This window comes from Streptomyces sp. NPDC006309 (genome assembly GCF_040613095.1).
Taxonomy (GTDB): Bacteria; Actinomycetota; Actinomycetes; order Streptomycetales; family Streptomycetaceae; genus Streptomyces.
Window position 1 is genome coordinate 80,063 of record NZ_JBEXRO010000014.1, and the last position, 23,949, is coordinate 104,011.

Consider the following 23,949-nt stretch of genomic DNA (forward strand, 5'->3'; position numbering starts at 1 on the left):
CGACCTGTCCGTGGCAGGTCAGAGCGCGAGACCGGTGAGAACCAGCACGCGCTCGTAGGTGTAGTCCTCCATCGCGAACCGGACGCCCTCGCGGCCCACACCGGACTGCTTGGCGCCGCCGTACGGCATCTGGTCGGCACGGTAGGACGGGACGTCGCCGATCACCACACCGCCGACCTCGAGGGCGCGGTGGGCACGGAAGGCGACCTGGAGGTCGTGGGTGAACACGCCCGCCTGGAGGCCGTACTTGGAGTCGTTGACCGCGGCGAACGCCTCGGCCTCGCCGTCCACCTTCCGCACGGTGAGGACGGGTCCGAAGACCTCCTCGCAGGCGATCGTGGTGTCGGCCGGTACGTCGGTGAGGACGGTCGGCGCGTAGGAGGCGCCGTCGCGCTTGCCGCCGGTGAGGAGCTGCGCCCCCGCCGAGACGGCCTCGTCCACCCACGCCTCCACGCGCTTGGCGGCGTCCTCGCTGACCAGCGGGCCGACGTCCGTCGTGTCGTCGGTGGGGTCACCGGTGACCTGGGCCTCGACCGCGGCGACGATGCGCGGCAGCAGCCGGTCGTACACGGAGGCGTCGGCGATCACCCGCTGCACCGAGATGCAGGACTGGCCGCCCTGGTAGTTGGAGAAGGTCGCGATGCGCGTCGCGGCCCAGTCCAGGTCGGCATCGCAGGCGTAGTCGCCGAGGACGACCGCCGCGCCGTTGCCGCCCAGCTCCAGCGTGCAGTGCTTGCGCGGCACCGAGTCCATGATCGCGTAGCCGACCTTCTCGGAACCGGTGAAGGAGATCACCGGCAGGCGCTCGTCCTGGACGAGGGCGGGCATGCGGTCGTTGGCGACCGGGAGGATCGACCAGGAACCGGCGGGCAGGTCGGTCTCGGCCAGCAGGTCACCCAGGATCAGCCCGGACAGCGGCGTGGCCGGGGCCGGCTTCAGGATGATCGGCGCGCCGGCGGCGATCGCCGGGGCGACCTTGTGGGCGCACAGGTTCAGCGGGAAGTTGAACGGCGCGATGCCGAGCACGACACCCTTCGGGAAGCGGCGGGTGAGCGCCAGCCGGCCCTGGCCGCCGGCGTCGGTGTCGAGCCGCTGGGCCTCGCCGCCGTTGAACCGGCGGGCCTCCTCGGCGGCGAACCGGAACACGGAGACCGCGCGGCCGACCTCACCCCTGGCCCACTTGATCGGCTTGCCGTTCTCGGCGGAGATCAGCTGGGCGATCTCCTCGGTGCGCTCGGCCAGCCGCCTGCTGACGTGGTCGAGCGCGGCGGCGCGCACGTGCGCCGGGGTGGCGGCGAACTCGTCCCGCACGGCGTACGCGGCGGCCACGGCCTCCTCGACCTGGGCGTCGGTCGGCACGCCGACCTTCCCCACGAGCCGGCCGTCCCACGGGGAGGTGACGTCGAAGGTGTCCTCGCCGGTGACCTGGCGGCCGGCGAGCCAGAAGGCATGGGTGGAAGTCATGTACGAGTCCCGGCCCTTCCGCGTTGGGGGTGTACTTGGCTTGCGTGCTCCACGGTAGGACGGCGCCGCCGGAGGGTCGCTTGTCCGTGCCGTACCACTCGGGGCGGGGGGTACGCCGGTTTGGCGGGGTGGACCACGCCCGGTGGGCCGGGGAGCCTGCGGAGCCGCTCTCCCCCGGGCGGTCACTCGGTCGACGTCGCCTTCAGGGCCAGCCACAGCTCCATGCGTACGTCCGGGTCGTCCAGGCTGCGCCCCAGGATCTCCTCGACCCGGCGCATCCGGTAGCGCAGCGTGTGCCGGTGGACGCCGAGGTCGGCCGCGGCCGCGTCCCACTGCCCGTGCCGGGACAGCCACGCCCGCAGCGAGGCCACCAGATCGCCCCGGCCCGTCGCGTCGTGGTCGTGCAACGCCCGCAGCAGCCCGTCGGCGAACGCCTTCACCGCGTCATCGGCCAGCAGCGGCAGCACGGAGCCCGCGGCCAGCTGCTCGTGCTCCACGAACACCCGCCCCCGCCGCCGCGCCACCGACAGCGCCTGCCCGGCCTGCTTGTACGCCAGTGCCGCCGCGGTCGGCCCGGCGGGCGCCGACAGGCCTACGACCAGGTCGTTCTCGTCCGCACGGCCCTGCTCGGGCGCGGTTCGCGCGCTCTCGCGCGCCGCCGCGTACGTGGCACACGCGGCCACCGCCGTACCCCCGTCGGCGGCCAGCACCACCAGCCGCTCCCCCTCGGGCACGACCAGCACGGCCTCCCCGGAACGCGCCGCGGCGGACTCCACGGCCTCCGTGAGCTCACCCAGCGACTCGCCCGCCGTGCCGGCCGGGGACTCGGCGACGATCATCCGGAACGGCGCGTCGAGCAGCCCGCCGTACAGGTCCCCGGCGACGGCCCGGGCGTGATCGGGCTCGCCGGCGAGCAGCATGCGCAGCACCGCCGTACCGATCCGCTGCTCGGCCGCGTGCAGGGAGCGGGAGCGTTCGGTGGTGAGGGTGAGCAGGGCGATGGCGGAGTGCACGGCGTAGCGCTCGGCGGTGCCGAGGGGCGCGGCCGTGCCGACGGCGAGCGCGGCCCGCGGGCGGCGGCCGGTGCCGAGACTGTGCAGTTCCACCCGGTCCTCGTGGTCCGGTCCGCCGACGACGGAGGACGCGGGGGCGGGCCGCTCCCGCAGCCGTTCGACCTCGGCGGTGATCCGGGCGGCCCGCCGGCCCGCCCAGTCCGGGGCGGCGGCGACGACGGCACCCGAGGCGTCGTACAGCGCGGCCCAGCCGTCGACCTGCGTGGCGAGCACGCCGAGCACGCCCTCGGGGCCGGAGTTCAGCGCCTGCCGGGTCAGCTCGCGCTGGGCGGCGAAGCCTGCCGTGACCGCGCGGTACTGGTCCGCGGCGATCGCCGCGGACACCGCCTTGCTGATGGCCAGGAAAGGGGTGCGGCGGGGCACCTCCAGCAGCGGCAGCCCCTCCTCGGCGCAGGCGTCGACGAGCGGCTCGGGCACCTGCTCGTAGTTGACGCCCACGGCGAACCCCAGGCCGACCACGCCCGCGCCGGACAGCCGCCGCACATAGCGCCGCATGGCCTCCGGGTTCTCGGCGTCCAGTTTCAGCGCGGTGATCAGCAGCAGCTCACCGCCCTCCATGTAGGGCACGGGGTCGGCCAGCTCGCTGACGTGCGCCCAGCGGACGGGCACGTCGAGACGGTCCTCGCCCGCGCGCACGGTCAGCTTGAGCGCGGAGTGGTGGACGAGCGAGGCGAGAGTCGGGGGCATGGCGCCTTCACGGTGAGGGAGGGGTGATCTTTTGGCCACGGTGTATGAACGGCCTACGGCGATTCTGCCTCACCGTACGATCACCCGCTGGCCGTCACGCCCGCAGATCCACCAGCAACGGCGGCGCGTGCTCCCCCTGCACGGTGGTCAACGACAGCACCGCGTGCCCCGCCGGCACCCCATGAGCCAACTCGGAAGCCGACCACCGCTCCCGCTCCACCTGCCGAACGGTGACGGCCCGCGCCGTCGGCGCCTGACCCGTGATGACCCGGCGCAGCATGTGCACGGCCTTGCCGGCCGGGGTCTCGGCGATGATCTGCCGGTCGGTGACGTCCCGGGTCTCGGTCCACTCCTTGCCCCACACCTCGGCGAAGTCCTGCCCGTCCCAGGGCGTGAGCCCGGACAACGCCATCCGGCAGCCGGTGGCACCGAGCAGCGGGCCGCGCAGCGGCCGGGGTGCGTCGTCCAGGGTGCGCAGCGTGAGCACGGTCCCGGCGTTGACGCTGCGCAGCCGCTGGATGCCGCGCACGGCCTCCGGGGTGACGACGCCGGTGGCGTCGTCGAGCAGCAGGCAGGCGAAGAGCGAGCGGTCCTCGCGTACCGTCACGGCGGCCGTGAACTGGGCGAGCACCAGCCGGGCCAGGATCCGGGAGGCGTCGGCGTGGCCGCGCTGGGGCAGGTCGATGCGGACCCGGACCGGGTGGTCGAGGGCCCGCAGCGAGAACGGCCGGCTCTGCCCGGAGGTGTCGAAGAACGCGGCGAAGGCGGGCCGGTCGAGCAGCGCGATCCGGTCGGCGAGAACCGTGCCGACATCGCCCGGGTGGGCCATCTGCCGCTCACGCGCGTCCAGTTCACGCAGCAGCGAGGAGTGCCCGGTATCGGTCAGCGCCTTGCGCAGCGCGGCCAGCGGGCCGGGCGTGCCGTCGAGGAGCTGCCGCAGTTCCGGCACGGAGGGGAAGCGGTCGTGGACGGCCCGGAAGGGGCCGAGCAGCTGGGCGAGGACGGTGGTGGAACGGCGGGTGTCACTGCCCGGGTGCGGGTCGGCGAGGTCGCCGACGAGGGCCTCGGCGAGTATGGCGGCGGCCTCGTCGGGATCGGTGGTGCCGCCGTAGAGGTCCAGGTCGTAGGCGGATTCGGGGTGACCGACGCGTACGACGACGTCGTAGGCCTCGGCCGGGCCGAGTCCGGCGCCCGCCGCGCCGGCCACCACGACCGCCGCCCGGCCGGCGAGGGCGTGCAGACACAGGGACTCGGCGAGCGGCCGCACGACGGCGCCGGTCTTGCCGGAGCCGGCCGGGCCGACGGCGACCAGCGAGGTGCCGAGCAGGTCGGGGCCGAGGGCCAGCCCGGCGCCACGGTAGTGGTAGGGGTTGCGGGGGTCGTCGGCGGCGGTGCCGAGCCGGACCTGGCCGGTGAGCAGGTCGTGACGGGCCTGCCGGACGGGCAGGTCCCGGTCGCCGGACGGGTGCGGGCAGGCCGCGGCGCCGTCCTTGAGCACGGCCCCGGTGAAGGCGGCCAGGGCGTGCCGCCCGGACCGTACGCTCTGCCAGGCCCTGCTGATCCGGGCGTGGTCCACGTCCCGCATCAGCCCGGCCCGCGCCTCACCGGCCAGCCGCTCAGCAGCCTCGTACGCCCCGGCCTGCCGCAGCTGGGGCCATGCGGCGGGGTCGTGGTCGGGGGTGGACGGCTGTGTGACCTCGGGCGTCGCGGGCTTCCAGGCGGGGGGGCCGTACCGGCGCCATACCTCGCCCCAGCGGCCGAGGCGGCCGACGACCAGCAGGATGGCGAGGGCGATGACGCTGTAGTACGAGTACCAGAGGATCGCGTTGCCGACGCGGTCGTTGCCCTGGCGCCAGGAGTCGGGGGTGAACAGCACCAGCGGCAGCACCCACCAGCCGCCGAGGTAGTTGTTCCACAGCAGGGACCACACGAGCCACCCCACCAGGAAGGCGATCACCGCGCCGCTGAGCAGCTGCCGGGCCGGGATCAGCTGGGGCTCCTGTTCGGGCCGGGGCCGGTGCCCGAAGCGCCAGACGCCGGGCGCCGCGTCCGGGCGTGGGGTCCGCAGCCAGGTCAGGAACGCCGAGCCGTCCGGCCGGGGCGGCACGCCGGGCGGCATCGAGGGCATGGCCGGCACCCCGGAGGCATCCGGCGGACCCCCCGGATGCGGTACCGGTGTGGTGTGGGTGCCGCGTGTGTCATGTGTGCCGTCGCTGTCCATCCGCCCTGCCCCCTGACCAGCCGTTCCGTCCGCCATCAGCGAGTCAATCTAACGCCCCGGCCAGGGGAGTTCACCGCTTACGTGGCCGTAAGGCGCCGTACCCGTCCGGGTGGGCTATGTCCACCGCGGACAACGACTTCCGCCGACAACGCCCACATGGAGCATGCCCACCCCGCGGGAGCGGTCTTAGCCTGCGAGAAAAGAAGGTATGCGTCCGAAAACGCACCGCCCGGAACCGCCCGGGACCGCCCGGTACGCAAGATCATCAGGGAGCCCCCATGACCGCACTTCCGCAGGAGCGCCGCGTCGTCACCGCCATTCCCGGCCCGAAGTCGCAGGAGCTTCAGGCCCGCCGTACCGCCGCGGTCGCGCAGGGCGTGGGCTCCGTGCTGCCCGTGTTCACCACCCGCGCGGGCGGCGGCATCATCGAGGACGTCGACGGCAACCGGCTCATCGACTTCGGTTCCGGTATCGCGGTGACGAGCGTCGGCGCGTCCGCCGAGGCCGTCGTGCGCCGGGCCTCGGCCCAGCTCGCCGACTTCACCCACACCTGTTTCATGGTCACCCCCTACGAGGGCTACGTGGAGGTCGCCGAGGCGCTGGCCGAGCTGACCCCGGGCGACCACGCCAAGAAGTCAGCGCTGTTCAACTCCGGCGCCGAGGCCGTCGAGAACGCCGTCAAGATCGCTCGCGCGTACACCAAGCGGCAGGCCGTGGTCGTGTTCGACCACGGTTACCACGGCCGGACCAACCTCACGATGGCGCTGACGGCGAAGAACATGCCGTACAAGCACGGCTTCGGGCCCTTCGCGCCCGAGGTGTACCGCGTGCCGGTGGCGTACGGCTACCGCTGGCCGACCGGTGCGCAGAACGCCGGCCCGGAGGCCGCCGCGCAGGCCATCGACCAGATCACCAAGCAGGTCGGCCCGGACAACGTCGCCGCGATCATCATCGAGCCGGTGCTCGGCGAGGGCGGCTTCATCGAGCCGGCCAAGGGCTTCCTGCCGGAGATCGTGAAGTTCGCCAACGACAACGGCATCGTGTTCGTCGCCGACGAGATCCAGTCCGGTTTCTGCCGTACCGGCCAGTGGTTCGCGTGCGAGGACGAGGGCATCGTCCCGGACCTGATCACCACCGCCAAGGGCATCGCCGGCGGTCTGCCGCTGGCCGCCGTCACCGGCCGCGCGGAGATCATGGACGCCGCGCACGCGGGCGGCCTCGGTGGTACGTACGGCGGTAACCCCGTCGCCTGCGCGGGTGCGCTCGGCGCCATCGAGACCATGCGCGAGCTGGACCTCAACGGCAAGGCCAAGCGCATCGAGGAGATCATGAAGGGTCGCCTCACCGCCATGGCCGAGAAGTTCGACGTCATCGGCGACGTCCGTGGCCGTGGCGCGATGATCGCCGTCGAGCTGGTCAAGGACCGCGCCACCAAGGAGCCGAACCCGGAGGCCACCGCCGCGCTGGCCAAGGCCTGCCACGCCGAGGGGCTGCTGGTCCTGACCTGCGGCACCTACGGCAACGTGCTGCGATTCCTGCCCCCGCTCGTCATCGGCGAGGACCTGCTGAACGAGGGCCTCGACATCATCGAGCAGGCTTTCGCGGGCGTCTGAGCCGCACATCCGAGCGACTGGTTCGCACCTCTGTAGGACACCTGCGGCAGGCCGTGTGAAGAAGGTGTGCGGGGTGGATGACGGGAGCCGATTCCGTCTGCCCAAGCGCCCCGGCCTGCCGTAGGTTTCCTTCAGATGAGAGATACACCCCGCCCACAGGGGACTGTGGGCGGCGCCGGGCCGAGGCATCCCCAGCTTCGACCTGGTCGTGCCCTCGCGCACAGATCCGGCGCCTGACGGCTCCGGGATCTCCTCACCGATCGGACGGTCGCCGCCCCAAACCCCCCGGGGCGCGCGACGTTCCGGTCCGGGCGGCCGCCCCGGAACGACCCCCCCTTGTTCCGGGGCGGCCGGCCTCCTTCTCCGCGATGTCTGCCAAGCTGGTCGCCGTGTCGACCTCAGTCCGCCGCGCCCTGCTCGCCGGCGTCCCGGCCGTCGCGGCCGTCCTGTTCGTCCTGATCACCTGGCAGGTCGTGGCGCACGGCCCGCTGCTGGGGCCGGATGCCCGGCTGAGCCGGGCCCTGGTCCGCCCGGACCGGTTCTCCGAACTCCTCTCCGACCTCGGCAACGTCCAGGTCGCCGTCCCCGCGCTCGCCGCCGCCCTCGCGTACGCGGCCCGGCGGGGCCGTGCCACCGGCGTGGACCGGTGGTGGCTGCCGCCGCTCGCCGCGGCCGTGCTGATGACGCTGGTGCCGGCGGCCGTGGTGCCGCTGAAGGACTTCACCGGCCGGCCGGGGACCCCTGTGGTGCCCCCGGCGACCGGCTACTTCCCGTCGGGTCACACGGTGACGGCGATGGTCGCGTACGGTTCCGCGACCCTGCTCCTGCTGCCCGGGCTGCGTTCGCCCGCCGCCCGCCGCCTGCTGGTGGCCGGCTGTGCGGCGCTCGTCCTCGGGGTGTCGTACGGCCTGGTCCGCCGGGGCTGGCACTGGCCGCTGGACGTGGTGGCCGGCTGGTGCCTGGGCACGGTGCTGCTGACCGCCCTCGCCCTGGTGGTCAGCCGAAGTAGGCGTCGAAGTTCTTCTGGAACTCCCAGTTCGCGTAGCGGTCCCAGTTCACCGACCACGTCATCAGACCGCGCAGGGCGGGCCAGGTCCCGTGGGGCGCGTACGAGCCGCAGTTCGTCTTCTTCGTGAGGCAGTCCAGGGCCTTGGTGACCTCGGACGGGGAGACGTAGCCGTTGCCCGCGTTCGTCGACGCCGGCATGCCGATGGCGACCTGGTCGGGGCGCAGCGGCGGGAAGACGTTGCCGGTGTCGCCGGCGACCGGGAAGCCGCTGAGGAGCATGTCGGTCATGGCGATGTGGAAGTCGGCGCCGCCCATGGAGTGGTACTGGTTGTCCAGGCCCATGATCGGGCCCGAGTTGTAGTCCTGGACGTGGAGCAGGGTCAGGTCGTCGCGCAGGGCGTGGATCACCGGGAGGTAGGCGCCGCAGCGCGGGTCCTGGCCGCCCCACTTGCCGGTGCCGTAGTACTGGTAGCCGTTCTGCACGAAGAAGGTCTCGGGGGCCATGGTCAGGACGAACTTGGCGCCGTACCTGGCCTTGAGGGTCTTCAGTGCCGAGATCAGGTTGACGATCACGGGGGTGGTCGGGTTGCGGAAGTCGGTGTCACCGGTGTTCAGGGACAGCGAGTGGCCCTCGAAGTCGACGTCGAGTCCGTCGAGGCCGTAGGTGTCGATGATCTTCGAGACGGAGGAGACGAAGGTGTCGCGGGCGGCCGTCGTGGTCAGCTGGACCTGGCCGTTCTGGCCGCCGATCGAGATCAGCACCTTCTTGCCGGCCGCCTGCTTGGCCTTGACCGCGGCCTTGAAGTCGGCGTCGCTCTCCACGTTCGGGCACTCGGTGACCGGGCAGCGGTTGAAGCGGATGTCGCCGGAGGTGGCCGAGGTGGGCTCGCCGAAGGACAGGTCGATGACGTCCCAGCTGTCGGGGACGTCCGCGAGGCGGGTGTAGCCGGCGCCGTTGGCGAAGCCGGCGTGGAGGTAGCCGACGAGGGCGTGGGCGGGCAGGTCGGCCGGGCCGCCGCCGGTGCCCGCGCCGGTCGTGGCGGTCACGGCCGTGGATCTCGCGGACTCGCCGGCGTCGTTGACCGCGGCGACCTGGAAGCTGTAGGCGGTGGAGGCCGCGAGTCCGGAGACGGTCGCCGAGGTGCCGGTCACGGTCTGGACCCTGGCGCCGTCGCGGTAGACGGCGTAGCCGGTGGCGCCGGTCACCGCCGACCAGGACAGGCCGACGGAGGACTGGGTCACGGAGGTGGTCCTCAGGCCGGCGGGCGCGGCGGGCGGCTGCCCGGTGCCGCTGCCGCCGGGGCCGACGAGGGTGATGTCGTCGGCGTTGTAGGCGCCGGTGCCGTACCAGCCGTGGGTGTTGATCGTGACCTTGGTGGTCGTGGGTCCGGTGCGGAAGGTGGTGCTCAGCTTCTGCCAGTCGGGGGCGGACCGGGTCCAGGTGGAGACGTCGGTGGTGCCGGTGCCGGTCGCGCCGAGGTAGACGTAGGAGCCGCGGACGTAACCGGACAGGGTGTACTGCGCGTCGGGCTGGACGGCCACGGTCTGGCCGCACTGGGCGTTGTCGCCGCCCGCGGGCGTCGCCTGGAGTGCGGCCTTCCCGCTGTGCACGGGCGAGCCGACGGTCGTGCCGGCCGTGCAGGTCCAGCCGGTCAGGCCGGACTCGAAGCCGCCGTTGACGGCTGTGTCCACGTCGGCCCCGCCGCCCCCGTCGGCCGCGTCGGCGGCCGAGGAGAGCGCGGTGATGCCGGGCACGGCCAGCAGTGCGGCCGTGAGCACGGTGAGGACGGTGCCGGGACGTCTGGGGCGATCCACAAGGGCCTCCGGGGTCAGGGGAGTTGACGGGGCCGAGCGGACACAACTTGGTCCAGACCAATCTTGTTGTCAAGGTGTCCGGGCGTCACCCGTCCGCGTTCCTCCCCCGCGCCGGCCCCGCCACCGCCTCGTGCATCGCCATCTCCAGCAGCGCCGGGTCGGTCAGCGTGCCCGAGCCGTCCGGCGGCACCAGCCAGCGCACCCCCCGGGTCGCCCGGCCCGGATACGGCACGACGATCCAGGTGCCGGCCCCGGCGGTACGGATGCCGGTGCCGAGCCAGCGGGCCGCGGTGCCCGGCGGCACGAGGAACCCCACCCGGCTGTCGCCGAAGTCGGTGAGCACCGGGCCGGGCCGGCCGAGCATGCGGGTGAGCACGTCGAGAGTCGGATAACCGAGGTCGCCCGGCAGGATGAGGACGTCCCACGCCTTGCCCGCGGGCAGCAGGGCGACCCCGAGGGGGTTGCGTTCCCACTCCCGGCGGCAGACTCCGGGGTCGGGTGCGACGGATGCCAGCCATGCGACCGCCGTCTTCGGACCGGTCATCGAAGAACCTCCCTCTCTCGTCCGACGCGGTCGCGTCACGGGGAGAGAGGGAGGTCCGGCCGGAGCATTACGCGGGTTCTCCCGCCTTCGCCGCGCGGTCCGGATCGTGGCTAACTGTCGAAGCCCAGGCCGAGCCGGTCCATCGTCCGCAGCCACAGGTTCCGGCGGCCGCCGTGGGCGTCCGCGCGGGCCAGGGACCACTTGGTGAGGGCGATCCCGGTCCAGGCGAAGGGTTCCGGCGGGAACGGCAGCGGCTTCTTGCGGACCATCTCCAGCTCGGTCCGCTCGGTGCGCTCCCCGTCCAGCAGGTCCAGCATGACGTCCGCGCCGAAGCGGGTCGCGCCGACACCGAGGCCCGTGTAGCCGGCCGCGTAGGCCACGCGGCCCTGGTGGGCGGTGCCGAAGAACGCCGAGAAGCGGGAGCAGGTGTCGATCGCGCCGCCCCAGGCGTGGGTGAAGCGGACGCCCTCCAGCTGCGGGAAGCAGGTGAAGAAGTGGCCGGCGAGCTTGGCGTACGTCTCGGGCCGGTCGTCGTACTCGGCGCGGACCCGGCCGCCGTACGGGTAGATCGCGTCGTAACCGCCCCACAGGACGCGGTTGTCGGCGGACAGCCGGAAGTAGTGGAACTGGTTGGCGCTGTCCCCCAGCCCCTGCCGGTTCTTCCAGCCGATCTCCGCCAGCCGGTCGGGCGTGAGCGGTTCGGTCATCAGCGCGTAGTCGTAGACGGGGACGGTGTACGACCGCACGCGGCGCAGCAGGCTCGGGAAGATGTTCGTGCCGAGCGCCACCCTGCGGGCGCGGACCGCGCCGTACGGGGTGCGTACGGCCATGCCGCCGCCGTACTGCTTCAGCGTCAGCGCGGGCGTGTGCTCGTAGACCCGGACGCCGAGCCTGACGCACGCCCGCTTCAGGCCCCACGCCAGTTTCGCCGGGTGCAGCATGGCCACGCCCCTGCGGTCCCACAGGCCGGCCTCGAAGGTCGGCGAGTTCACCTGCTCGCGCACCGCGTCGGCGTCCAGGAACTCGATGCCGTCGGCGAGCCCCTTCTCCTCCAGTTCCCGGTGCCAGTCCCGCAGTTCCCAGGCCTGGTACGTCTCGGTGGCGACGTCGATCTCGCCGGTGCGTTCGAAGTCGCAGTCGATGCCGTGCCGGGCGACCGCGGCCTCGATCTCGTCGAGGTTGCGCAGGCCCAGCTCCTGGAGCCGCTGGATCTCGCGGGGCCAGCGGGCGAGCCCGTTGGGCAGGCCGTGGGTGAGGGAGGCGGCGCAGAAGCCGCCGTTGCGGCCGGAGGCGGCCCAGCCCACCTCGCGGCCCTCCAGCAGCACCACGTCGCGCTGCGGGTCGCGCTCCTTGGCGTTGAGCGCGGTCCACAGTCCGCTGTAGCCGCCGCCGACGACCAGCAGGTCGCACGTCTCGGTGCCGGTGAGGGCGGGTTCGGCGGGCGGCTTGCCGGGGTCCTCCAGCCAGTACGGCACCGGTCGTGCCTCGCGGAGAGAGGCGGTCCAGTTGTCTCTGCCACGGCTCATGGCGCTCGGGGCCATGATTTCAACTCCCTACAGGGGCTTATGCCTTGTGTTTGCTACGGCGGCCGGTGACGACCATCGACGTCAGCACGAACAGCACCGCGACCAGGAACATGGCCGTGCCGATCACGTTGATCTGCACGGGTGTGCCGCGCTGCGCCGATCCCCACACGAACATGGGGAAGGTGACGGTCGAACCGGCGTTGAAGTTGGTGATGATGAAATCGTCGAAGGACAGCGCGAAGGAGAGCAGCGCGCCCGCGGCGATCCCGGGTGCCGCGATGGGCAGGGTGACCCGCACGAAGGTCTGCGCGGGACCGGCGTACAGGTCCCGGGCGGCCTCCTCCAGACGCGGGTCCATCGACATCACGCGCGCCTTGACGGCGGTGACGACGAAGCTCAGGCAGAACATGATGTGCGCGATGAGGATCGTCCAGAAGCCCAGCTGAGCACCCATGTTGAGGAACAGGGTGAGCAGCGAGGCGGCCATGACGACCTCGGGCATGGCCATCGGCAGGAAGATCAGCGAGTTGACGGCGCCGCGGGCACGGAAGCGGTAGCGGACCAGCGCGAAGGAGATCATCGTGCCGAGGACGGTGGCGCCGGCCGTCGCCCACACGGCGATCTGGAGGCTGAGGGACAGCGAGCCGCACATGCCGGCGACCCCGCACGGGTCCCGCCAGGCGTCCGTGGAGAACTGCTGCCACTCGTAGTTGAAGCGGCCCTTCGGCCGGTTGAAGGAGAACACCGTGACGATGACGTTCGGCAGCAGCAGATAGGCGAGCGTCAGCAGTCCCGCGATGACGACGAGACGGCGCTTGAGCCAGTTGACGAGGAGCATTTAGACCAGGTCCTCCGTCCCCGACCGGCGGATGTAGAGCGTGACCATGGCCAGGATCGCGGCCATGAGGATGAAGGAGAGCGCCGCCGCCGTCGGGTAGTCCAGGATGCGCAGGAACTGGGTCTGGATGACGTTGCCGATCATGCGGGTGTCGGTGGAGCCGAGGAGTTCGGCGTTGACGTAGTCGCCGGCCGCCGGGATGAACGTCAGCAGGGTCCCGGAGACCACGCCCGGCATCGACAGCGGGAAGGTCACCTTGCGGAAGGTGGTCCAGGGCTTGGCGTACAGGTCGCCGGCCGCCTCGTGCAGCCGTCCGTCGATCCGCTCCAGCGAGCTGTACAGCGGCAGGATCATGAACGGCAGGAAGTTGTACGTCAGTCCGCAGACCACCGCCAGCGGGGTGGCCAGCACCCGGTCGCCGGCCGTCCAGCCGAGCCAGTCGGTCAGGTCCAGGACGTGCAGCGAGTTCAGCGTGTGCACGACCGGGCCGTTGTCGGCGAGGATCGTCTTCCAGGCCAGGGTGCGGATCAGGAAGCTGGTGAAGAACGGTGCGATCACCAGGATCATGATCAGGTTCCGCCAGCGGCCCGCGCGGAAGGCGATCAGATAGGCGAGCGGGTAGCCGAGGAGGAGGCAGAGCACGGTCGCGGCGGCGGCGTAGAGGACGGACCGCAGGAACTGCGGCCAGTACTCGGACAGGGCGTCCCAGTACGTCGCCAGGTGCCAGGTGACCTTGTAGCCCTGTTCCAGGGAGCCGGTCTGCACGGACGTGGAGGCCTGGTAGAGCATCGGCAGCGCGAAGAAGACGACCAGCCACAGCAGGCCGGGCAGCAGCAGCCAGTACGGCGTGAACCGGCCGCGTCTGCGCGGTGGCCTCTTCTCCGGTGCGGTGGGACTGAGCGGCGGGGGCGCCTCGGTGAGCGTCGACATCAGGCGGCGGCCTCTTCCTCGGTGCCCGCGTCGATGTCCTGCGCCGCGTCGAGGCCGAAGGTGTGCGCCGGGCTCCAGTGCAGGACCACCTCGGCGCCGGGCACCAGCCGGCCGTCGCGCTCGACGTTCTGCACGTACACCGACAGCTCCTTGCAGACGGGGCTGTCGATGACGTACTGCGTGGAGACACCGATGAAGCTCGCGTCGGCGATCCGGCCGGTGACGCGGTTGCGGCCCGCGGGGACGGAGCCGGCGTCGTCGGCGTGCGTGAGGGAGATCTTCTCCGGGCGGATGCCGACCAGCACCGTGCCGCCGGCCGTCGTCGGGGCCGAACACCGCGCCTCGGGCAGCACCAGCTTGCCGCCGCCCGCCGTGAGCACGAGATCGTCGCCGCTGCGGGTGTCGACCTCGGCGCGGATGAGGTTGGAGGTGCCGAGGAAGTTCGCTACGAAGGTGGTCCGCGGGTTCTCGTAGAGGTCGGCCGGCGAGCCGAGCTGCTCGACCCGGCCGCCGTTCATCACGGCGACCGTGTCGGCCATGGTCATGGCCTCCTCCTGGTCGTGCGTGACGTGCACGAAGGTGATGCCGACCTCGGTCTGGATCCGCTTCAGCTCCAGCTGCATCTGGCGGCGCAGTTTGAGGTCGAGGGCACCGAGGGGCTCGTCGAGGAGGAGCACCTTCGGGTGGTTGATGAGGGCGCGGGCGACGGCCACGCGCTGCTGCTGGCCGCCGGAGAGCTGGTGCGGCTTCTTGCGCGCCTGCTCGCCCAGCTGGACCAGGTCCAGCATCTCCTCGACCTGCTTCTTCACGCTCTTCACGCCGCGCCGGCGCAGGCCGAAGGCGACGTTCTCGAAGATGTCCAGGTGCGGGAAGAGGGCGTAGGACTGGAAGACCGTGTTCACGGGCCGCTTGTACGGCGGCAGGTGGGTGACGTCCTCCTCGCCGAGGCGGACGGTGCCCGACGTGGGCTCCTCCAGGCCGGCGATCATGCGCAGGGTGGTGGTCTTGCCGCAGCCGGACGCGCCGAGCAGGGCGAAGAAGGAGCCCTGGGGCACGGTCAGGTCCAGCGGGTGTACGGCGGTGAAGGAGCCGTAGGTCTTGGAGATACCGGAGAGGCGGACGTCGCCGCTGTTGTGTGGTGTCGTCTTCATCGTCGTCGTCACGCCCCTGTGAGCTTCGCGAACTTCTCTTCGTAGGCCGTCTCTTCCTTCTGGCTCAGGGAGCGGAAGGCATGGGACTTCGCCTGCATGGCCTTGTCGGGGACGATCAGCGGGTTGTCCGCCGCGTCTTTGTCGATCTTCGCAAGGTACGGCTTCACCCCGTCGACCGGCGTCACGTAGTTGATGTACGCGGCCAGCTCCGCGGCCTGCCGGGGCTCGTAGTAGAAGTCGATGAGCCGCTCGGCGTTGGTCTTGTGGCGCGCCCTGTTCGGTACGCACATGTTGTCGGTCGACGTCATGTAGCCGCTGTCCGGGACGACGAAGCCGACGTCCGGGCTGTCCGCCTTGAGCTGGACGACGTCGCCCGCCCAGGCCACGCAGGCCGCGAAGTCGCCCTTGGTGAGGTCGGACGTGTAGTCGTTGCCGGTGAAGCGGCGGATCTGGCCCTTGTCGACGGCCTTCTGGAGACGGGCAATGGCCGCGTCGAAGTCGTCGTCGGTGAACTTCCCCGGGTCCTTGCCCATGTCGAGCAGGGTCATGCCGACGGAGTCGCGCATCTCCGACAGGAAGCCGACGCGCCCCTTGAGCCGGGGGTTGTCCAGCAGGTCGGAGACCGAGGTGACCTCGATGCCGTCGAGTGCCTTCTTGTTGTAGGCGATGACGGTGGAGATGCCCTGCCAGGGGTAGGAGTACGCCCGCCCCGGGTCCCAGTCCGGGTCGCGGAACTGGGCCGAGAGGTTGCTGTAGGCGTGCGGCAGGTTGGACGGGTCCAGTTTCTGGACCCAGCCGAGCCGGATGAGCCGGGCGGCCAGCCAGTCGGTGAGGACGATGATGTCGCGGCCGGTGTCCTGGCCCGCGGCGAGCTGTGGCTTGAGCTTGCCGAAGAACTCGTTGTTGTCGTTGATGTCCTCGCTGTACCTGACCGTGATCCCGGTCCGCCTGCGGAAGGTGTCGAGCGTCGGGTGGCGTTTTCCCTTGTCGTCGACGTCGATGTACTCGGTCCAGTTGGAGAAGTTCACCACCTTCTCCTCGGCCGAGTGGTCCTCGGCGGAGGTGCCGCCCCGGCTCTTGCCGGCCGCGGGGATCCCGCAGGCGCTCAGCGCCCCGAGGCCGCCGGCCGCGAGCGCACCGCCGGTGGACGCCCGCAGCAGCGACCGGCGGGTCAGGCCCGCCCTGCCGTTGCGGAGACTGCGCCGCATGGCCGCGAGTTGCGGCGGGGTCGGGCGGTCGGGCTCGTACTGCTCCATGCGCGTGGTGCCCTTTCGGGAGGGATCGGCCTGGTCACTGGCCTGATCGTCGCTAGCGGTCCCCGAAGATCGTGCGGTGCCAGTCCTTCCGCGCCACCGCCGTGTTGTCGAACATTACGTGCTTGACCTGCGTGTACTCCTCGAACGAGTACGCCGACATGTCCTTGCCGAAGCCGGAGGCCTTGTATCCGCCGTGCGGCATCTCGCTGATGATCGGGATGTGGTCGTTGATCCACACGCACCCAGCCTTGATCTCGCGGGTGGCACGGTTGGCGCGGTAGACGTCGCGGCTCCACGCGGAGGCGGCGAGGCCGTACGGTGTGTCGTTGGCCAGCCGGATGCCCTCATCATCACCGTCGAACGGCAGTACGACCAGTACGGGACCGAAAATCTCGGACCGGACGACCTCGCTGTCCTGCGGGGCGCCGGCGATCAGGGTGGGCCGGTAGTAGGCGCCCTTCCCCAGGTCCCCCCCGGGGGCCTCGCCGCCGGTCACCACGCGCGCGTAGGCACGCGCCCGGTCCACGAAACCGGCGACCCGGTCGCGCTGGGCGTGCGAGATCAGCGGCCCGAGGTCGGTACCGGGCGCGAACGGGTCGCCGAGCCGCACGGTTTCCATCAGCGCGGCCGTCCGCTCGACGAACGCCTCGTACAGCGGTCGCTGCACGTACGCGCGCGTGGCCGCCGTGCAGTCCTGGCCGGTGTTGATGAGCGCGCCGGCGACCGCGCCGTGGACCGCGGCCTCCAGGTCGGCGTCGTCGAAGACGACGAAGGGTGCCTTGCCGCCCAGCTCCAGATGCAGCCGCTTGACGGTCGCGGTGGCGACCTCGGCGACCCGCTTGCCGACACCGGTGGAGCCGGTGAAGGAGGTCATGGCCACGTCCGGGTGGCCGACCAGGTGCTCCCCGGCCTCCCGCCCGGTCCCGGTGACGATGTTGACCACCCCGTCCGGGATTCCGGCGTCGGTGGCGGCCTGGGCGAACAGCAGCGAGGTCAGCGGGGTCAGCTCGGCGGGCTTCAGCACGATCGTGTTGCCCGCGGCGATCGCCGGGAGGATCTTCCAGGCGGCCATCTGGAGCGGGTAGTTCCAGGGCGCGATCGACCCGACGACCCCGATGGGCTCGCGCCGGACGTACGAGGTGTGGTCACCGGAGTACTCACCGGCGGACTGCCCCTGGAGATGCCGGGCGGCGCCCGCGAAGAACGCGGTGTTGTCGATGGTGCCCGGCACGTCGAACTCGCGGGTGAGCTTCAGCGGCTTGCCGCACTGGAGGGACTCGGCGCGGGCGAGGTCCTCGGCGCGGTCGGCGAGCACGGCGGCGAACCGGTGCAGGGCGTCCGAGCGCTCGCCCGGGGTCGCGGCGGCCCAGCCCGGGAAGGCCGCGCGTGCGGCGGCGACGGCCGCGTCGACGTCGTCGGCGCCGGCCAATTCGTACGTGTACACCCCCTCGCCGCTCGCGGGGTCGACCACCGTGTGGGTGTGACCCGAGGTGCCCCTGGTCAGCCGGCCCGCGATGAACTGCGCGCCGTCCGCGAAGCGGTCCTGCGCGGCGAATCGTTCCTCTGCGGGGAATCGTTCCGGGGTGGCGGTGCCCGGGTTGTGCATGTCGCTCTCCTCCGCCGTTCGCCCCGTCCCGGTGGGCGGGTGGCGTAGCTCCAGCTCGATTTGAGTGCCGATCCTGGCAGAGGGAGTGGTCGTCAACAAGTGATTCCGTTGTTGCCTTTTGGTTACGCGACGGAATCTGTCGACCAGGTGTCGAGTCGGGAAGGAAAAGGACGGACGGAGTGTCAGTGGTGCGTGCCACACTCGCGTGCATGGGGAAGATCGACGGGCTGGAAGCCCTGATCAGGGAGGTCCGGGCCGGTTCCCGGATCAAGTACCTCCACTTCTGGGGGCACCGGCCGCGGCCCGACGGCCGGATCGGCGCGAGCTGTCTCAGCCAGTGGTGGCCGTCACCGTTCGTGGTGGACGGTGCGGAGTACGCGACGGCCGAGCACTGGATGATGGCCGGCAAGGCCCGGCTGTTCGGCGACGCGGAGGCGGAGCGGCGGGTGCTGGCCGCGGAGCATCCCGCCGAGGCGAAGAAGGCGGGCCGGCTGGTCCGGGGATTCGACGACGCGACCTGGGAGCGGGAGCGGTTCCGGATCGTGGTCGAGGGCAGCGTGCACAAGTTCGCGGCCCACGAGAACCTGCTCCAGTACCTGCTGGGCACCGGCGACCGGGTCCTGGTGGAGGCCAGTCCCGTCGACCCCGTGTGGGGCATCGGCCTGCCGGCGGACGACGATGCGGCCGACGACCCGCAACGCTGGCAGGGCCAGAACCTGCTGGGCTTCGCCCTGATGGAGGCCCGGGAGAGATTGGCGGGGACGGGCGCCTGAGGGGACCGGCGCCTGAGCGGGGGCGGGCGCCGGGGGAGGCGGGCCTCCGAGCGGGGGCGGGCCTGAGCGGGGGCGGGGGCGGGGGCCCGAGTGAAGGGGGCGGGGACCCGGGGAGGCGAGCCCGAGCGGGGGGCGGTGCCCGAGCGGGGGCGGGGGCCCGAGTGAAGGGGGCGGGGGCCCGAGTGAAGGGGGCGGGGGCCCGGGGAGGCAAGCCCGAGCGGGGGGCGACGCCTGAGCGAAGGCGGGCCCGAGCGGGGGGCGAGGGACCGGGTAGGCGAGCCCGAGCCGGGGCCGGTACCCGAGCGGAGGCGGACCTGAGCAGGCGTCGACGCCCGAACGGGGGCGAGCCGGGGCCGGTGCTCGAGCGGAGGCGGACGTGAATATGGGCCGGGCCTGAGCGGGAGCCGACGTCTAGGCGGAGGCCAACCTGAGCGGGAGGGGGGACGAGCGAGGGTGGGGCCCGCACGGGGCGGGAGCCTGAAGCCGGGCGGGGCGGGTGCCCGAACGGGGGCGGGCACCCGCCGGGACGGGGCCCCGGGCGGAGGCAGGCATCGGAACGGGGGGCCGGGCGGAGGCCCGAGCCGGAGCGGAGGCCTGTGCCGGAGGTGGGCGCCCGAGCGGGACGGGAACCTGAGCCGGGATGAGAGCCCGAGCCGGAACGGACGCCCGAGCGGAGGCAGGCACCGGAACGGAGGGCGGGGGCCCGACCGGAAGCAGGCGTCGAGACGGGGCGGGGGCGCCGGGACAGGGCGGGGGCCCCGAGCCGGAGGTGGGCGCCCGAGCGGAGACGGGAGCCTGAGCCGGGAGCAGGGCCCGAGCCGGGACGGAGGCCCGAGCGGAGACAGGCACCGGAACGGAGGGCGGGGGCCCGACCGCAGGCAGGCGTCGAGACGGGGCGGGGGCGCCGGGACAGGGCGGGGGCCCCGAGCCGGAGGAGGGTGCCCAAGCGGGGACGTGGGCCCGAGTCGCGGTGACGGGAGCCCGAACGGAGACGAGCCGCCGGACGGGTGCCCCGAGCCGGAGGCGGGGTGTCCGAGCGGGAACGGCGGCCCGAGCGGGGGGACGGGAGCCCGAACCGGGACGGGAACCCGTATCGGGGCGGGAACCCGAGTCAGGGCGGGAGCCCGAACCGGGACGCGGGCCGAACCGGGGTGGGGCGTTGTCCGGGGTGGGGCGTTGTCCGGGGTGGGGTCTCAGGTGTACACCGCGACGGCGAAGGCGAACAGGGCCGCCACCAGGACGATCCCCGCGGCCCCGCAGATGATGCCGGCCAGGGCCACGCCCGGGTTGGTCGCCTCGCCGTGGCGGGCCTTGGACCTGCCCACCGCGCCGAAGATCACCGCCAGGACGCCGAGCACCAGCGCCACCGGCCACAGCAGGAAACCGGCCGCCGCGATGATGCCGAGTACCAGCGAGGCCGTCCCCATGCCGTTGTTCGGAAGCGGCTGCGTTCCGGGCCAGGCGTAACCGGGGCCGCCGCCGTACGGGGCGGGCGAGGCGCCCGGGTAGCCGTACGCCGGAGCCGTCCCCGGGTAGCCGTACGGCACCTGACCGGGGCCGCCGGGGGCGATGGGAGGCGGCGGCACCGGGTCCGCCGCCCCCTGCCCCGCGGTGGGAGGCACCGGCGGCGCGTAGGGGTTCGGCTGCGGGATGCCGGCCGGCGGCGTGAACGGGTTCGGCTGCGGGGCCGGGGTTGAGGCGGAGGCCGGGGGCACGTAAGGGTTCCCCTGCGGGGCCGGAGTCGAGGCCGGCGGCGCGTACGGGTTCGGCTGCTGGGCCGAGGGAGGCGACGGCGGCGCGTACGGGTTGCCCTGCGTGGCCGGAGTCGGTGGCGCGAAGGGGTTCGGCCGCTGGGCCGGGCTCGTCGGGGCGGAGCCGGCGGCGGGGCTCGCCCATGGCGCGGCGGCGCCGGCGGGCGCCTCCGGGGCCGTGGGGAACGAGGTCAGCGTTCGCTGGTCGTGGACGGAGCCGGGGCCGGAACCGGGGGCCGGGACAGCGTCCCGCACCGGTGCCTCCCCCGCGGCCCGGGCCGCCGCGTCCTTGTGCAGGGAGACCCGGGGCGCCCCGGACCCGTGCCCGGCGGCCTGCTCCCCCGGCGTGGACTGCGGCACCTCGTCGGACATGGTGGAAGAACCCTCCGCTGGACGTCCCGTCATGCTACGGGCAGGCCGGGACACCGCGGCCCGGGGCCTACGATGATCCGGCGTCACCGATCAGCCGATCACCGCGCCCGCACGACCGACGCCGTCCCGCGGGCGCCCGTCCCGGGGAGGACCCCTTGACCGACAGCTCCGTACCCGCCGCCGGCACCACCGGCCGCGATCTGCGCGCCTTCATCGCCGGGCTGCCCAAGGCCGAACTGCACGTGCACCACGTCGGCTCCGCCTCCCCCCGGATCGTCTCGGAACTGGCCGCCCGCCACCCCGACTCCAAGGTCCCCACCGACCCCGAGGCCCTGGCCGACTACTTCACCTTCACGGACTTCGCGCACTTCATCGAGGTGTACCTGTCGGTCGTGGACCTCATCCGCACCCCGGAGGACGTCCGGCTGCTCACCTACGAGGTGGCCCGGGACCTGGCCCGGCAGCAGGTGCGGTACGCCGAGCTGACCATCACCCCCTTCTCCTCCATCCGCCGCGGGATCGAGGAGCGGTCCTTCATGGCCGCGATCGAGGACGCCCGCAAGGCGGCCGAGGCCGAGTTCGGGACCGTACTGCGCTGGTGCTTCGACATACCCGGCGAGGCCGGTCCCGACGCGGCCGAGGAGACCGCGCGGCTGGCCACCGACGACCGGATCCGCCCGGAGGGCCTGGTGTCGTTCGGGCTCGGCGGCCCCGAGATCGGTGTGCCCCGGCCGCAGTTCAAGCCGTACTTCGACCGGGCCCTCGCCGCCGGCCTGCACTCCGTTCCGCACGCCGGTGAGACGACCGGGCCGCAGACGGTGTGGGACGCGCTGACCGAGCTGCGCGCCGAGCGGATCGGGCACGGCACCAGCTCCGCGCGCGATCCCCGGCTGCTCGCCCACCTCGCCGAGCACCGCATCCCGCTGGAGGTGTGCCCGACCTCCAACATCGCCACCCGCGCGGTCCGCACCCTGGAGGAGCACCCGCTCGCGGAGTTCGCGCGCGCCGGGGTGCTGGTCACGATCAACTCGGACGACCCGCCGATGTTCGGCACCGACCTCAACAACGAGTACGCGGTGGCCGCCCGCCTCCTGGGCCTGGACGAGCGCGGTCTCGCCGGCCTCGCGAAGAACGCCGTCGAGGCCTCGTTCCTGGACGCGGAGGGCAAGGCACGGATCATCGCGGAGATCGACACGTACACCGCCGGGCGGCTCGCCTCCTGACGCCCACCACAATGGGCTCATGCAGACCGTGACCGCCGTGGCCCACCGCGGCGACCCCTACCGTTTCCGTGAGAACACGACCGACTCGCTGCGTTCCGCGCTCGACCGGGGCGCCGACGCCGTCGAGATCGACGTACGGCTCACCCGTGACGGCGTCCCCGTGCTGCTGCACGACGACACGCTCCAGCGGTTGTGGGGGGTGCGGCGGCCGCTGAGCGCGCTGTCCGCCGAGGAGGTGCGCGGCCTCACGGCGGGCGGTGTGCCCACGCTGGCGGAGGCGTTGTCCGCGACCGGCGAGGCCCGGGTCATGGTGGACCTGTGCGGACGGGTCGACCGCCGGACGGTCGAGCGGGTCCTGGACGCCGTACGGCAGAGCGGGGCCCGGGACCGCGCCTACTACTGCGCGGGCGCCGAGGCGATGCTCGCCGTCCGGGCCGCCGACCCGGCCGCCGAGATCGCCCTGACCTGGACGTCCCTGGCCCCGCCCCGGCCCGCGCTGCTGGCGGCGGTGCGCCCCCGCTGGCTCAACTACCGGTTCCCGCTGGTCGACCGGGAGCTGGCCGCCCGGGTCCACCGCGACGGCTGCCTGCTGTCGGTGTGGACCCCGGACACCCGCCGCGCCATGCGCCGGCTGCTGGATCTCGGCGTCGACTCGATCACGACGAACCGCGTCGACGTCCTGCACACCCTGCGCGCCCCGGAGTTCCCGCCGGCTCCGGGGGACCAGCTGTCCCCGTAGGGGTGATCCCTGGCCATTCCCCTGTGGAGAGGGGCGGTTGCTCGGGGACCAGCAGGGGTCGTATGCCGTCCTCGGTGAGGATCCGCCCTCCGCCCCGGCGCCGGAGGATGATCTCGCGTCCTCTTCCCGATCTTCTCAAGGAGCCCCGTATGCGCCGGAACAGCCGCCTCCTCCTGTCCGCCGGTCTCGTCGCCGCGCTGGCCGCCGGCCCGCTGGCCGCACCCGCGTCCGCCGCCCCGAGGGCACCGGCCGCCGCCGGTGTCACGGCCGGCCCGGACAGCGAGGCGCTCTCCGCCGCGATCGCCGGCCTCCCCGACCAGGACGCCACCGCCGCGTTGCTGCGCGTCGGCGGTGACGGGACCTGGCGCGGAACGGCCGGCGTACGGGACGTCAGGACCGGGGCCCCGGCGCTGGAGAACGGGCGGTTCCGGGCCGGGTCGGTGACGAAGGTGGTCACCGCGTCGATCGTGCTCCAGCTCGCCGCGGAGGGCCGGATCGACCTGGACGGCACCGTGCAGCGGTACCTTCCGGGCCTGCTCACCGACGAGTTCGCCCCCGTCACCGTACGGCAGTTGCTCGACTACACCAGCGGCCTGCGCCCGGGGGCGTCACTGGGTGACACGGTCGAGGACGGCTACTCGCACCGCTTCGAGACGCTGACGCCCCGGCAGGTCGTGGCGGCCTCCGTCGCGCGGGGCCCGGCGTACGCGCCGGGCACGCGGCAGGACTACGGCAACATCCACTACACCGTGCTCGGCATGCTCATCGAGAAGGTGACCGGTGACACGTACGCGCACCAGGCCGAGGCGCGGATCTTCCGGCCGCTCGGCATGCGGCACAGCTCCTTCCCGGCCGGCGCGGATCCCCGCATCCACGGGCCGCACAACCGCGGTTACGACTGGATCGACGGCAAGCTGGTCGACGTGACCGACTGGAACATGACGGACCGCTTCGCCGCCGGCGACCTGATATCGACCGACGCCGATCTGGAGCGGCTGCTGGTGGGGCTGTTCCGCGGCCGGGTGGTGCCCGAGCCGCAGCTGACGGAGATGTTCACGCTGCCTGACGTGCCCGGGGCGCGGTACGGGGCGGGACTGGAGCGGTTCGACTTGAACGGCCGGGTGATCTGGGGCAAGACCGGCTCACGCCCGGGCTACGCGACGGTGATCGCGGCGACCCGGGACCTGTCCCGCACCCTGGTCTACTCGGTCAACTCCACGGACGCCAAGGGCGACGGCCTCACCGTCGCCCGGCGTTTCGCGTTCCCCGCGTTCAACCGCTGATGCCCAAAGCCCACGCCCGTGGTTGAACGCGTTCAAAAGCAGTCCGGCAGGCTCCGGCCCGCACCCTGCGGGTCAG

The 23,949-nt window shown here is 72.7% G+C and carries 17 protein-coding genes and 1 pseudogene; 6 read left to right on the forward strand and 12 right to left on the reverse strand.

Annotated elements, in window-relative coordinates:
* Positions 1-18: 18 nt before the first annotated feature.
* The 3 genes from ABZ117_RS19630 to ABZ117_RS19640 all read right to left on the reverse strand — a co-directional run bounded on the left by ABZ117_RS19630 (position 19) and on the right by ABZ117_RS19640 (position 5,445).
* Entirely contained in the window at positions 19-1,464 is a 1,446-nt protein-coding gene (locus ABZ117_RS19630) for an aldehyde dehydrogenase family protein (protein WP_356822386.1), read from the reverse strand.
* Between the two features lie 182 nt (positions 1,465-1,646).
* A complete protein-coding gene (locus ABZ117_RS19635) occupies positions 1,647-3,224 on the reverse strand; it encodes a PucR family transcriptional regulator ligand-binding domain-containing protein (protein WP_356822388.1) in 1,578 nt (525 codons plus the stop codon).
* Positions 3,225-3,318: 94 nt separating this feature from the next.
* Positions 3,319-5,445: an ATP-binding protein gene (locus ABZ117_RS19640; protein WP_356822390.1), complete on the reverse strand. Its 2,127-nt coding sequence runs from the start codon at positions 5,443-5,445 to the stop codon at positions 3,319-3,321.
* A 278-nt stretch (positions 5,446-5,723) separates the two neighbouring features.
* Between ABZ117_RS19640 and gabT the strand changes: the two genes are divergently transcribed.
* Positions 5,724-7,058, forward strand: coding sequence for a 4-aminobutyrate--2-oxoglutarate transaminase (gene gabT / locus ABZ117_RS19645; RefSeq protein WP_356822392.1), 1,335 nt, complete (start codon positions 5,724-5,726; stop codon positions 7,056-7,058).
* A gap of 680 nt (positions 7,059-7,738) precedes the next feature.
* Positions 7,739-8,005: pseudogene (locus ABZ117_RS19650) on the forward strand (phosphatase PAP2 family protein); the annotation flags it as partial.
* A gap of 49 nt (positions 8,006-8,054) precedes the next feature.
* Here ABZ117_RS19650 and ABZ117_RS19655 read toward each other — a convergent pair.
* From ABZ117_RS19655 to ABZ117_RS19690, 8 genes are all read right to left on the reverse strand, one after another.
* On the reverse strand, positions 8,055-9,881 hold the full coding sequence (locus ABZ117_RS19655) for a glycoside hydrolase family 18 protein (protein WP_356822394.1): 1,827 nt from the start codon (positions 9,879-9,881) through the stop codon (positions 8,055-8,057).
* An 85-nt stretch (positions 9,882-9,966) separates the two neighbouring features.
* Entirely contained in the window at positions 9,967-10,425 is a 459-nt protein-coding gene (locus ABZ117_RS19660; RefSeq protein ID WP_356822395.1) for a hypothetical protein, read from the reverse strand.
* 110 nt (positions 10,426-10,535) lie between these two features.
* The gene (locus ABZ117_RS19665) at positions 10,536-11,966 is read right to left on the reverse strand and encodes an FAD-dependent oxidoreductase (RefSeq protein ID WP_356822397.1); all 1,431 of its coding nucleotides are present in this window, start codon (positions 11,964-11,966) and stop codon (positions 10,536-10,538) included.
* Positions 11,967-11,988: 22 nt separating this feature from the next.
* On the reverse strand, positions 11,989-12,789 hold the full coding sequence (locus ABZ117_RS19670) for an ABC transporter permease (protein ID WP_356822399.1): 801 nt from the start codon (positions 12,787-12,789) through the stop codon (positions 11,989-11,991).
* The gene (locus tag ABZ117_RS19675) at positions 12,790-13,719 is read right to left on the reverse strand and encodes an ABC transporter permease (RefSeq protein ID WP_356822400.1); all 930 of its coding nucleotides are present in this window, start codon (positions 13,717-13,719) and stop codon (positions 12,790-12,792) included. It lies immediately after the preceding gene.
* Complete coding sequence (locus tag ABZ117_RS19680) at positions 13,719-14,870, reverse strand: ABC transporter ATP-binding protein (RefSeq protein ID WP_356822402.1); 1,152 nt, start codon at positions 14,868-14,870, stop codon at positions 13,719-13,721. The genes ABZ117_RS19675 and ABZ117_RS19680 overlap by 1 nt, the downstream gene beginning before the upstream one ends.
* 8 nt (positions 14,871-14,878) lie before the next feature.
* Positions 14,879-16,126 (reverse strand): spermidine/putrescine ABC transporter substrate-binding protein, encoded by a 1,248-nt coding sequence (locus tag ABZ117_RS19685; protein WP_356822403.1) that lies wholly within the window; start codon positions 16,124-16,126, stop codon positions 14,879-14,881.
* A 52-nt stretch (positions 16,127-16,178) separates the two neighbouring features.
* Positions 16,179-17,732 (reverse strand): gamma-aminobutyraldehyde dehydrogenase, encoded by a 1,554-nt coding sequence (locus ABZ117_RS19690; RefSeq protein ID WP_356822405.1) that lies wholly within the window; start codon positions 17,730-17,732, stop codon positions 16,179-16,181.
* A 209-nt stretch (positions 17,733-17,941) separates the two neighbouring features.
* On the opposite strand from ABZ117_RS19690, the gene ABZ117_RS19695 reads away from it, so the two are divergent.
* Complete coding sequence (locus tag ABZ117_RS19695) at positions 17,942-18,505, forward strand: NADAR family protein (protein WP_356822407.1); 564 nt, start codon at positions 17,942-17,944, stop codon at positions 18,503-18,505.
* Between the two features lie 1,193 nt (positions 18,506-19,698).
* On the opposite strand, the gene ABZ117_RS19700 is transcribed toward ABZ117_RS19695, so the two are convergent.
* A complete protein-coding gene (locus ABZ117_RS19700; protein WP_356822409.1) occupies positions 19,699-20,628 on the reverse strand; it encodes a DUF4190 domain-containing protein in 930 nt (309 codons plus the stop codon).
* Between the two features lie 17 nt (positions 20,629-20,645).
* On the opposite strand from ABZ117_RS19700, the gene ABZ117_RS19705 reads away from it, so the two are divergent.
* The 3 genes from ABZ117_RS19705 (at position 20,646) to ABZ117_RS19715 (ending at position 23,873) form a co-directional block, all read left to right on the forward strand.
* A complete protein-coding gene (locus ABZ117_RS19705) occupies positions 20,646-21,851 on the forward strand; it encodes an adenosine deaminase (protein ID WP_356822562.1) in 1,206 nt (401 codons plus the stop codon).
* A 19-nt stretch (positions 21,852-21,870) separates the two neighbouring features.
* Positions 21,871-22,590, forward strand: a complete 720-nt coding sequence (locus ABZ117_RS19710) for a glycerophosphodiester phosphodiesterase (RefSeq protein ID WP_356822410.1) — start codon at positions 21,871-21,873, stop codon at positions 22,588-22,590.
* Between the two features lie 149 nt (positions 22,591-22,739).
* Entirely contained in the window at positions 22,740-23,873 is a 1,134-nt protein-coding gene (locus ABZ117_RS19715; protein WP_356822412.1) for a serine hydrolase domain-containing protein, read from the forward strand.
* Positions 23,874-23,949 lie beyond the last annotated feature (76 nt).